This is a genomic window from Pseudomonas sp. 43A (assembly GCF_013363935.1).
Lineage (GTDB): Bacteria > Pseudomonadota > Gammaproteobacteria > Pseudomonadales > Pseudomonadaceae > Aquipseudomonas > Aquipseudomonas crudilactis.
Genome location: NZ_CP054880.1, coordinates 5,272,891 through 5,284,818, shown reverse-complemented (window position 1 = coordinate 5,284,818; position 11,928 = coordinate 5,272,891). Strand labels below are relative to the sequence as shown.

The 11,928-nt window shown below is 55.0% G+C and carries 11 protein-coding genes; 9 read left to right on the top strand and 2 right to left on the bottom strand.

The window, feature by feature from the left end; all coding sequences use genetic code 11:
- The 9 genes from HUW52_RS23090 to HUW52_RS23050 all read left to right on the top strand — a co-directional run bounded on the left by HUW52_RS23090 (position 1) and on the right by HUW52_RS23050 (position 9,093).
- A complete protein-coding gene (locus tag HUW52_RS23090) occupies positions 1–1,149 on the top strand; it encodes a chemotaxis response regulator protein-glutamate methylesterase (protein ID WP_175554990.1) in 1,149 nt (382 codons plus the stop codon).
- A complete protein-coding gene (locus HUW52_RS23085; protein WP_016987476.1) occupies positions 1,149–1,889 on the top strand; it encodes a flagellar motor protein in 741 nt (246 codons plus the stop codon). Before HUW52_RS23090 ends, HUW52_RS23085 begins: the two co-directional genes overlap by 1 nt.
- Positions 1,890–1,901: 12 nt before the next feature.
- On the top strand, positions 1,902–2,792 hold the full coding sequence (gene motD, locus HUW52_RS23080) for a flagellar motor protein MotD (RefSeq protein WP_064390875.1): 891 nt from the start codon (positions 1,902–1,904) through the stop codon (positions 2,790–2,792).
- A gap of 43 nt (positions 2,793–2,835) precedes the next feature.
- On the top strand, positions 2,836–3,624 hold the full coding sequence (locus tag HUW52_RS23075; protein WP_008077691.1) for a ParA family protein: 789 nt from the start codon (positions 2,836–2,838) through the stop codon (positions 3,622–3,624).
- Positions 3,625–3,626: 2 nt separating this feature from the next.
- Positions 3,627–4,586 (top strand): CheW domain-containing protein, encoded by a 960-nt coding sequence (locus HUW52_RS23070; RefSeq protein WP_175554989.1) that lies wholly within the window; start codon positions 3,627–3,629, stop codon positions 4,584–4,586.
- Positions 4,587–4,676: 90 nt separating this feature from the next.
- Positions 4,677–5,162 (top strand): chemotaxis protein CheW, encoded by a 486-nt coding sequence (locus tag HUW52_RS23065; RefSeq protein WP_007919980.1) that lies wholly within the window; start codon positions 4,677–4,679, stop codon positions 5,160–5,162.
- On the top strand, positions 5,163–5,558 hold the full coding sequence (locus tag HUW52_RS23060) for a DUF2802 domain-containing protein (protein WP_175554988.1): 396 nt from the start codon (positions 5,163–5,165) through the stop codon (positions 5,556–5,558).
- A gap of 212 nt (positions 5,559–5,770) precedes the next feature.
- Entirely contained in the window at positions 5,771–7,411 is a 1,641-nt protein-coding gene (locus HUW52_RS23055) for a hypothetical protein (RefSeq protein ID WP_175554987.1), read from the top strand.
- A gap of 29 nt (positions 7,412–7,440) precedes the next feature.
- Positions 7,441–9,093 carry a hypothetical protein gene (locus HUW52_RS23050; RefSeq protein WP_175554986.1) on the top strand — a complete coding sequence of 551 codons (1,653 nt, stop codon included), beginning with the start codon at positions 7,441–7,443 and terminating at the stop codon, positions 9,091–9,093.
- Between the two features lie 213 nt (positions 9,094–9,306).
- On the opposite strand, the gene HUW52_RS23045 is transcribed toward HUW52_RS23050, so the two are convergent.
- Positions 9,307–9,951, bottom strand: coding sequence for a hypothetical protein (locus HUW52_RS23045; protein WP_175554985.1), 645 nt, complete (start codon positions 9,949–9,951; stop codon positions 9,307–9,309).
- A gap of 63 nt (positions 9,952–10,014) precedes the next feature.
- Entirely contained in the window at positions 10,015–11,739 is a 1,725-nt protein-coding gene (locus HUW52_RS23040; protein WP_175554984.1) for a hypothetical protein, read from the bottom strand.
- Positions 11,740–11,928 lie beyond the last annotated feature (189 nt).

Genomic DNA, 11,928 nt, shown 5'->3' with positions numbered 1-11,928 from the left:
ATGGCAGTCAAAGTCCTGGTGGTGGACGATTCGGGTTTTTTCCGCCGCCGCGTCTCGGAAATTCTTTCAGCGGATCCGAGCATTCAAGTGGTCGGCACTGCAACCAATGGTAAAGAGGCGATTGATCAGGCGCTGGCGCTCAAGCCGGACGTGATCACCATGGACTACGAGATGCCGATGATGGACGGCATCACGGCAGTGCGGCACATCATGCAGCGCTGCCCGACCCCGGTGTTGATGTTCTCCTCGTTGACCCACGAAGGCGCCCGGGTCACTCTGGACGCGCTGGACGCTGGTGCGGTGGATTTCCTGCCGAAGAATTTCGAAGACATCTCGCGCAATCCCGAGAAGGTCAAGCAACTGCTGTGCGAGAAGGTCCATAGCATCTCGCGCAGTAACCGTCGTTTCAGTGCCTACAGTGCGCCGGCTCCAGCCGCAGCACCAACGCCTGCACCGGCTCCGGTGCCATCCAGCTTCAGCAGCCACAGCACCAGTGCACCGGCACGTCCGGCACCCGCGCCTGTGCATGCACCTGCTCCAAGCCGTACTCCGGCCGCCAGCGCTTCGTCGCCCGCGCCGAAACGCAAAGCCTACAAACTGGTTGCCATTGGTACGTCGACGGGCGGCCCGGTTGCGCTGCAACGTGTGTTGACGCAGTTGCCGGCGAATTTCCCGGCGCCGATCGTACTGATCCAGCACATGCCGGCAGCGTTCACCAAGGCCTTCGCCGAACGCCTCGACAAGCTCTGCCGCATCAGCGTCAAGGAAGCCGAGGATGGCGACATCCTGCGTCCGGGCCTGGCGTTGCTCGCGCCGGGTGGCAAGCAAATGATGATCGATGGCCGTGGCGCGGTGAAAATCCTCCCGGGCGACGAGCGTCTGAACTACAAGCCGTGCGTGGACATCACCTTCGGTTCGGCGGCGAAATCCTACGGCGACAAAGTTCTGGCGGTGGTGTTGACCGGCATGGGCGCCGATGGCCGTGAAGGCGCACGTCTGCTCAAGCAGGGCGGCAGCGCGGTGTGGGCACAAGATGAGGCAAGCTGCGTGATCTACGGCATGCCGATGGCCATCGTCAAAGCCGACCTCGCCGACGCGGTGTACAGCCTCGACGTCATCGGCAAACACATTGTCGAGGCGTGTCTCTGATGGATGTTTTAAGCCTTATCGGGATCATCATGGCGTTCGTCGCCATCATCGGTGGTAACTACCTTGAGGGTGGTCACCTCGGTGCGCTGGCCAACGGCCCGGCGGCATTGATCGTACTGGGCGGCACCATCGGTGCCGCACTGCTGCAATCGCCGATGAGCGCGTTCAAACGCGCCATGCAGATCCTTGCCTGGATTCTGTTTCCGCCACGGGTCGATCTGGCCGGTGGCATCGATCGCGTCGTCAATTGGAGCCTCACCGCGCGCAAGGAAGGCCTGCTGGGCCTGGAAGGCGTGGCCGATGCCGAACCTGACAACTACTCGCGCAAGGGCCTGCAACTGTTGGTCGACGGTGCCGAGCCGGAAGCGATTCGCAGCATCCTTGAAGTGGACTTTTACACTCAGGAAGCCCGCGACATCGAAGCGGCAAAAGTCTTTGAAAGCATGGGCGGCTACGCGCCAACCATCGGCATCATCGGTGCGGTGATGGGCCTGATCCATGTGATGGGTAACCTCGCGGATCCGACGCAACTGGGCAGCGGCATTGCCGTGGCGTTTGTCGCGACCATTTACGGCGTGGCCAGTGCCAACCTGGTGTTGCTGCCAATCGCCGCCAAGCTGAAGTCAATCGCGTTGCGGCAGTCGCGTTATCGCGAAATGTTGTTGGAAGGGATCCTGTCGATCGCCGAAGGTGAAAACCCTCGCTCCATTGAGTTGAAGCTGCAAGGCTTCATGGATTAAGGGAATAACCTCATGGCTCGTCGCAGGCATCAGGAAGAACACGTCAATCACGAGCGCTGGCTCGTCTCCTACGCGGACTTCATCACGTTGCTGTTCGCGTTCTTCGTGGTGATGTACTCGATTTCGTCGATCAACGAAGGCAAGTACAAGGAAATTTCCGAAGCGCTGGTCGGCGTCTTCAAAGACTCCGACCGCGCGCTCAAACCGATCCAGATCGGCGACGAGCGGCCGAAAACCGTGACCCCGGCCAAGCCGCTGGTCAAGGACGCCGAGCAGATCGACGCCGGTATCGCCGGCGCCAGCGATCCGCTGAAAAGCATCGCCGATGACATCAGCGCCGCGTTCGGCGACTTGATCAGCTCCAACCAGATGACCGTGCGCGGCAACGAGCTGTGGGTCGAGATCGAACTCAACTCCAGCCTGTTGTTCGGCAGCGGCGATGCGATGCCGAGCGACATCGCCTTCAACATCATCGACAAGGTGGCGGCAATCCTCAAACCGTTCGACAACCCGATTCACGTCGAAGGCTTCACCGACGATCAACCGATTCGCACCGCGCAGTACCCGACCAACTGGGAGCTGTCTTCGGCGCGTTCGGCGAGCATCGTGCGCATGCTGGCCATGCAGGGCGTGAACCCTGGCCGATTGGCATCGGTGGGTTACGGCGAGTTTCAACCGGTGGCCAACAACGCTACCGCTGAAGGCCGGGGGAAAAACCGTCGGGTGGTTCTGGTGGTCTCGCGCAATCTCGATGTACGTCGCAGTCTCACGGGCACCGGAACCGCCAATGCGCAACCGGACGCTGCGTTGAAGCGGGCTGGCACACAAACTGCACCGACCCCGGTCAAGACGCCGGGACGCGAGAGTGCCGTCAATTCTCCGTCACCCGCATTAACACGCTGAGCTATGTCTCGGTCGAGCATATCGGCCGGGAGGAACGAACTGAATGAGAGTCTGGGCAGTCGCCAATCAAAAGGGTGGTGTCGGTAAAACCACATCTTCCATCGCTTTAGCCGGGTTGCTGGCCGAGGCGGGCAAGCGCGTGGTTGTGGTCGATCTCGACCCGCACGGCTCGATGACCAGCTATTTCGGCTACGATCCCGACAGCCTGGAACACAGCAACTACGACCTGTTTCTGCACAAGGGCAGCGTGCCGCAAGGCCTGCCGGGGCAGTTGCTGTTGTCGACCAGCGATGAGCGCATTTCGCTGCTGCCATCGAGCACCGCGCTGGCAACCCTTGAGCGTCAGTCGCCGGGGCAGAGTGGCTTGGGTCTGGTAATCGCCAAGAGTCTGGCGCAGCTGTGGCAGGACTTCGATTACGCGGTGATCGACAGCCCGCCGTTGCTCGGTGTGCTGATGGTCAACGCCCTCGCGGCGAGCCAGCAATTGGTGATCCCGGTGCAGACTGAACACTTGGCCGTCAAAGGTCTGGAGCGCATGGTCAACACCCTGGCGATGATCAACCGCTCGCGCAAACAGGCGCTGCCGTTCAGCATCGTGCCGACCTTGTTCGATCGCCGTACGCAGGCATCGATGCACACCTTGCGTGTGCTGCGTGACAAATTCCCCGACGAAATCTGGCAGGGTTATATCCCGGTCGATACTCGTCTGCGCGACGCCAGCCGAGCCGGTGTCACGCCTTCGCAATTCGACGGCAAGAGCCGTGGCGTGCTGGCCTACCGCGCGCTGCTCAAGCACCTGTTGGCGCAACAACTTGTTCCGCAGGTGGCGTGAGCATGAATCGCCCGGTCAAACTCACCTCGCGTCCGCAATTGGCGCTGCAGTCTTATCTGGATAATTTGCTGCAGGACATTCCTGAGGAGCTGCCGCCGATCATTGAGGCTCAGCCTGAAGTTGTCGAAAGCAGCGAAACGCTGGACGAGTTCCAGGCAGCGGTACTGGAAGAGCAGGCGCGTGACGCACAGAAAGCGGCCAAGCCTGCTGCTCAGGTTGTCGCGCCTGCCGTTGCAGCGGTCGCCAAAGCACCCGTGACATTGATCGAAGAGGCCGAACCGGTTCGCGCGCCGGTCTCGACATTGGCACCGCTGCTGCAAACCCAATTGCTGAAAACCGCGCCGGAACCGGCGGTGGTCGAACCCGTTCCAGCCCCGGTTGCACCCGCCCCCGTCGAACAGACGCTGGTCCCGCCGCTGGTCGAAGTGCATCTGCCGCCGAACAACACGCCGCCACCGGTGGAAACCGATGGTCGTCCGGCCTGGGCCTCGGAAGCGTTCGAATGCCTGCTGTTCGACGTCGCCGGCCTGACCCTCGCGGTGCCGCTGGTGTGCCTCGGCTCGATCTATTCGCTGGCCGGCCATGAGCTGACGCCGTTGTTCGGTCAGCCGGAATGGTTCCTCGGGATCCTGCCGAGCCAGGCCGGCAACCTGAAAGTCTTGGACACCGCGCGCTGGGTCATGCCGGATCGCTATCGCGATGACTTCCGTCAGGGCTTGCAGTACGTGATTTCGGTACAAGGTTACGAGTGGGGGCTGGCGGTGCATCAGGTCAGCCGCTCGTTGCGTCTGGACCCGAATGAAATCAAATGGAGAAGTCACCGGGGTCAGCGGCCATGGCTCGCCGGCACGGTGATTGAGCACATGTGTGCATTGCTTGACGTTTCCGCACTGGCCGAGTTGATCGCCAGCGGTGGGGCAAAGCACCTCGGCGGCCACAAGCCGCTACATAAACCGACATAGCTGCCGACATAACAATCAGGCGACGGCATTGTTGAATGCCGCCACACAGAACACACACCGCTCAGAGCGGTTTTTTCGAGGGGTCAGGGTATGAGTAGTCAGGCGACGAATGCAAAGGGTTCTGAAGATCCGATCCTGCAATGGGTGACCTTCAAACTGGACAACGAAACCTACGGCATCAATGTGATGCGCGTGCAGGAAGTGCTGCGCTACACCGAGATCGCTCCGGTGCCGGGCGCGCCGAGCTACGTGCTGGGCATCATCAACCTGCGCGGTAACGTGGTCACCGTGATCGACACCCGTCAGCGCTTCGGCCTGAACAGCGGCGAGATCAGCGACAACACCCGTATCGTCATCATCGAAGCCGACAAGCAAGTCGTCGGCATCATGGTCGACAGCGTGGCCGAAGTGGTTTACCTGCGTCAGTCGGAAATCGAGACGGCGCCGAACGTCGGCAACGAAGAGTCGGCCAAGTTCATCCAGGGCGTGTGTAACAAGAACAACGAGTTGCTGATCCTGGTCGAGCTGGACAAGATGATGAGCGAAGAAGAATGGTCGGACCTGGAGAATATCTGATTGATTCTCGAGGTTGCGGTCATTGTCCTGTTCCTCTTCTGGGCAGGCACGCTGGCGATGTTTGTGTCGTACATCAAGGCGCAGCGCGTAATCGCTGCGCAACAGGCCGAGGGCGATGCGCTGCGTGATCAGCGCATCAAGGACCTGGCCAAGCGTGTCGACGATTACCAGAACGGCAACGTGCGCATGGGCGAAGCCCTGCACGAGCTGCGCGCGGTGGTAGGTCCATTGCCGGACAAAATCGTTCAGCTTGAACAACGCGACCCGTCGAGCCTGTCATTCGCCCAGGCGGCGAAACTGGTGGGCATGGGTGCAAGCGTGGATGAACTGACTCAGTCGTGCGGGTTGACCCAGGCTGAGGCGGAGTTGATGCGCAAGTTGCACAAGAGCAGTTAGGGCTTCTAGCTTCAAGCGGCAAGCAAGATCAAAAGATCGCAGCCTTCGGCAGCACCTGCATTGGATTTGTTTCCTGTAGGCGCTGCCGAAGGCTGCGATCTTTTGCATTAATACGAAAATACCGTTTGTCGGGACTGTCAGAACTGACAGTAGATAGCGCTTTGTTATATTCAACATACTCAAGATGAGCTTCAATTCATCGGAGTATGGGCATGAAATATTCATTTTTTTTGACGATGTTTTTTACCGCTACTGTCAATGCCATGTCTGGCCTGGCCTTGATCACCGATTTAAATGAAAAATATAAGAGTAATGTCGCGCAGTGTTCGAACGGAACACCTGCGTATTTCTGTTCCGGCGTTCTCTTGCGGGGTGTGGATTACAGCACGGTTTTCAAGTTCTGGGATTATGGCTCCCAGGCGACTAAACTCGGTTCTGTTGCCTTTACTTATATTCGTTCTGATGTAGGTAGCACATCAGTAAACAGCCACAGGAATAGCGGCTTTATCCTCAAGGATCAGACCTCTGCATTGGCAGCAGGGAAAGCGCTGAACCTGCGATGTATTTTCCCCTTCCCAACCGAATCACTCGATGTTCGGGCGGATCACGGTTGTGGGTTTGCACCCAAAACTGCACAAACCGACACCGATCTTGCCAATTGTGCAAAGTTATGGGGCTCTCCCGTTACTGCAGCAGCGTGGTTGAAAAACTTTCAGGAGCACAGTTCGCTGCCGAAAAATCAGTGTTCGCTGAGCACGGTGGTCGCCGCACAATTCAAGGCGAGTCTTGAAGCGCACACACTTGTAGGGGCGGCATGGACGAACAAACCCATGGAAGTACTCATTCAAACGTGGGACAAGAGCAAGCCAGAGTCACTGCCAATTGAAGCTGTATTTTACAATGCATCGACGCCTGCCAAGTTGTTGGATGCTCAGAAGTTTCAGCGAGAATATTATCTGGAGACGTCGCTGTATGTGCCCATCGTAAAGCTAAATCTATCTGCATCGAATAAACAGGTTTTTAGCTTTAACCCGTTGGAGCAAGTCTACGGTGAGGCGGTGGCCGAAAGATTGAATATCAAATACGCGAACGTGACAAGCGACTGTAACGGCAAGGCGGCTTATTATTGCAGTGGTGTTTTTCTGAGAGTGACAGGCACTAAGCCAAGTTATCATGCCTGGGATCCGAGTGATAATTCCATGGCAACGGGTGGTGTGTCGTTTTCCTATGTTCGAAAGGATTTAGGTATTGAGATTCTGGTCTGGAATGAGACTCAAGGTTTTATATTCAAAGATTCGCAGACTGCTGAGCGGTTAGGCACATATCCTATTCCGTTGCTTTGCTCTTATCCTTCGGATGGTAATACTTTCAACCGGACAACGAAGGGTGGGTGTGGTCCGAACAAGGCATATATGACTAATAGCCGTTCCTGCCTGGAAGAAGGTGTAACCACATTAGAGAAATGGAAGTTGCATTACCGTTCAGTTGGAGGGTCAGGTTATTTTTCCAATAGAAATATGCATCAATGTAGTTTTGCCGCTGACCGGGATCAATTTGCCCTGAGTCTGCAAGCGCGAAATAATTTTGAAAGACCGAATGAAGAGCGACCTTACCATAACGAAGTCATGTTGAAGACTTGGCCCAGGGGGATTCCAAGGCAGTTGCCAATAGCCGCATTTTTCTACCTTTATAAGCAGACCCTGGAAGTAGGGGTTGAAGGCGCCAAGTATGCCCAAAAGGATTATTTTGATATGGGCGGAGAGTTGGTTCCCGTCATACGTGTCACGCTGGTAGAGGGTGAGCCAACAGCTTTCAGTTTTCACAGGAATGAGCAGTCAGATGTTTGGAATTAGTTGCTCTTGATCAGATAAGGAAGGTTTATATGAAATGTCTGACGTATTTTATAATGATTGCTGCGGTATGTATCGTTTTCCCTGCGAATGCCATGTCTGGCCTGGCCTTGATCACCGATTTAAATGAAAAATATAAGAGTAATGTCGCGCAGTGTTCGAACGGAACACCTGCGTATTTCTGTTCCGGCGTTCTCTTGCGGGGTGTGGATTACAGCACGGTTTTCAAGTTCTGGGATTATGGCTCCCAGGCGACTAAACTCGGCTCTGTTGCCTTTACTTATATTCGTTCTGATGTAGGTAGCACATCAGTAAACAGCCATAGGAATAGCGGCTTTATCCTCAAGGATCAGACTTCTGCATTGGCAGCAGGGAAGGCGCTGAACCTGCGATGTATTTTTCCCTTCCCAACCGAATCACTCGATATTCGGGCGGATCACGGCTGTGGGTTTGCACCCAGAACTGCACAAACCGACACCGATCTTGCCAATTGTGCAAAGTTATGGGGCTCTCCCGTTACGGCTGCAGCGTGGCTGAAAAATTTTCAGGAGCACAGTTCGCTGCCAAAAAATCAGTGTTCGCTGAGCACGGTGGTCGCCGCACAATTCAAGGCGAGTCTTGAAGCGCACACACTTGTAGGGGCGGGATGGACGATCAAACCCATGGAAGTGCTGATTCAGACGTGGGATCAGAGCAAACCTGAAAAACTCCCCATAGACGCCGTTTACTACAATACTTGGTGGCCCTCAAAGTTGCAGGATGCGCAAAATTTTCAACGTGATTATTATCGTGCTACTTCGTTATATGTGCCTATCGTCAAGTTGAATCTTGCGGCATCAGACGGAAATGTGTTCAGTTTTTCTGCAGGTGATCAGATGTATGGTCAAATAGTCGCAGAGCAATTGAATGCACGGTACTTGAATGTTGCAAATGATTGTGGCGGCAAAGCGGCATTTCACTGCGATGGCGTATTGGTCAGGACAACAGGCGCGTCGGAAAAATACCATGCTTGGGATCCTAGCCCATCGTCCGAGATTTCCGGAAGTATTTCGTTTTCATATTTGCGCGAGGATTTGGGTATTGCTCGTCTTTATAGAGGCGAAACGCAGGGTTTTGTCTTTAAGAGTCAGGCAGATGTTGATAAGAGCAACGATTATCCAGTGGCTGTGTTGTGCTCATATCCGGTTGACGGTGCGATATATCCTAACCGGACTAATAAAGGTTGCGGTGCGCACAGCTATCATCCTGACTCCAGCAGATCTTGCCCGGAGGAGGGAGTTACAACCCTGGACAAGTGGGTGTCTCACTATCATCGAATGGGAGGAGACAGGCATTTGAGTCAGTGCAGTTTTAATCCAGATAAGCACCAGTTCACCATCAGCCTGCAGGCACGTAACGCTTTCCAGGTTCAGTCCGAGCGGGTTCAGGCCAATGAGGTGGTTGTAGGCGTCTGGCCAAAAGGAAGGCGAGATCTTCCAATTGAGGCATTTATTTACGTTGTTGGCCCTAGTCGTGCTGTCGGTTTGGAAGGCGCGCAATTTATGCAAAAAGATTATTACGAAACGGTGGGAAGAATAGTGCCGGTTATTCGCCTGACCTTGGGTGATGGAGCGGCCACTGTGTTCGACTATTTTATTCAGGATCAAGCCGTAGATACTGCTGGGCGCGTGCCGCCTACTGGCTAAAAATCCGGCTTTTATTGCAGTCGAAAATACTTTGGCTAAGTGAAGTAAAAAAGCTAACGGGTTGTTGTTAGTCGATATTGTTATCTTTGGTAATGCTGCGGTAAACAATGGCAGCGCGCAGAGGTGGGCGTGATTGCAGGTTCTGATAGCACAATGATAAAGGCACAGATTGCAGTGGACCTGTATTCTGTGCCTTCTTCATAATCTTCATTTTCAGAGCGTGATGCGCAGCAATCGGGAAAACATAAGGTTGTCATTAGAGCCTGAGCGGTGAACGCTGTAGTTGATCGGTACTGTTTTTCCTGCGTTCTCCGTTATCCAGGAGGCTGGAATATCAAAGGCCATTGAGGAAGTATCCTGGATTGGCTGGGTTTCAGTATCGCGTATTACCACTCCGTGCCATCTGACCCTGACGGTGTACCCGGGAGTCATGTTCAAGAACTTGACCGTGACGTTTTTTCGATCGGCAGAAAGTCTCGGTTCACTGAGGTCGAACATTTGTTGGTCGACATTTAATGTCAGCGATTTGGAGATAAGAAGCGGTTCGTTCGGTGTAGGGCGAACACTGTAATTGACGGTGGCGATTCCCCCAATGGCATCAATCACTTCAAGGCGCGGAATCTTGAACATCAAAGGCCCTGGAGTTTCAACTGTCAGTATTTCGCTGTTATACACGTGGTTTCTGGTCACCCAGCGCGCGCGTACGGCGTGACCTTTCAACATGCCGATATAGTCTGTCTGGACTTCGACATACTTATCCCAGTAAATGTCGTTGATGTTTAAGCGGTTACCCTTGATTCCGTATGCTTTGAGCACTTTTGGCGGGACAAGGTTAAATACATTAACGGTCGCGTTCATGTTTTTTCATCCATTTAAAAAATGACTGGTTTTGGGTGTTTTCAGTGAGTTGCATTCACTGAATTACAGTTCCACTCTTAATACTTGAGAGAACTGGCTTTGCTCATCAACGCCACGTCGATTGACGCTGTAATTGATCAACACGGGTTTCCCTTGGTTTTCAGCTATCCAGTCTGGCGGGATTGGAAAATCGGCTGTGACGCCTGTTTTCATGTCTTTCCATGCTGTCCGGCGAGTAACGACCCCGCCCAGACGCACACGCGCCTCGTGAGCGTCAGCCATTGCCGGATATCGAACGGTGACTGTGGACTTGTCCTCGGTGAGTCGTGGGGGCGGCAGGACAAATGCCTGAGCATCGACAACCAGCCTTAATGGATCAGACCGATGCAGAGGACCGTTGGGGTAGGTACGAACGGTGAAGCTGACGGGAACGTTACTCCCAATGGAGTCCACGACCTCCATCCGTGGAACGGTGACATTCATTGCGCCGACAGCCGTTACCGGGATGATCGCACTATCATGGAGATATCGCGCCGATGCCCAACGGACGCGAATGGTTTGCCCGATCGCCATCCCCACATATTGCTGAACCTGGACGGTCACGAACCTGGCCTCATAGATATCGGACATTCTCAAGTGATCGCCCAGCTCACCGTAAGCCTCCAGAACCTTGGGAGGCTTGAGATTAATCGTGGTTTTGATGATCAAGAGCTTGGCGTCGGAGGTGGGGTTTCCTCCTGTACGCTGTACGCGCAGGGTAATGCTGACGGTGCTCTGGTCACTTTCATTAGCCCAACTGAGCGGAACCGGAAATGTCAGCGTTCCACTTCCCGAATAGGTTTTTTCCTCTGTTTCGCGTTCTTCCCGGCCCAACCAGTTGGCACGGACACGGTCGCCAGCGGCCAGTCCGATTCCTGAAGCGACAACCTGGATATTCGTCGCGTAGGCAGGATCCAGCACACCGCCTTGTTCGCCTGTCACGGTCGGTGCCGGTATGCGATTGACGTTCACGCTGACTTCCGTGGGGATTGCCCACTGCGCGTGCGGGTGCGGCCGGTTTCCACAGCGGTCGATCACCTGGTAGGTGATCGAATGCTTGCCGTCCCCCGCGCGCTTGATCAGTTGTTCATCGAACAGGATCAGGATCGGATGGTTTTGCGGATCATTGATTTGCTCAGGCGTGACGGGATAGTAGGGAACCTGTTCTGTATCACCCCATCGCGCGATGATGCGGTCGAACACGGTGATGTTCTGATAGGGCTCGATACGCATGGCAATGCCCTGCTTTGCCATTTCACTGTCGATGCCATCCTTGATATCCGGGGTAAAGGTATAACGCAGTCCGGGATGACCGAGGGGTTCAGGATTGTCGAGTACCCCTCCTGGCAGCGTGCGCTTGATCAGAATGTTGAGCTTGAACGAATCGCTTTCGTTGCCGCTGTTGCGCCTGACGCGGTAGAACACGGGGAATGCAGGCCCATCGAGTATCTGGCTTGCCGGTACCCGAAAAAGCAGTGGGGCGTTCAATTCTTCTGGTTTATCGATCGTCTCTGTAAGAATGGCGGTGACATCGTCATCCCAAAAAAGCTTGCAGGTTTGGCCCATATCACTGTCTAGCCAGGGATCAACAATAACAACCAGGTCGGCATTCAGTGCTGCTGCGCCGATGCCACCGTGGTAGCCCTCGTCGCCGTCCATTGGGCTGATGAGCTCAGGAATGTGGGGTGCATACAGGGTTGAGGTATCGTTACTCGCAGTAGGGTCTTCCGGATTCGAGGCCGAGGTCATCAGAGCGCTCCTGATCGGTATAGCGCCGAGATCGGATGATTGGCGCTGCATGATCATTTGGCAGCCACGGCAAAATCGTGCGCAACTGTCAGATCTGACAGTTGCGACGAACGGTGGCGTCTTTCTCGACTCTCGTTAAGTCACATCCTTCAGTGGCACCTGCATTGCAGTGTTTTTCCCTGCAGCAAA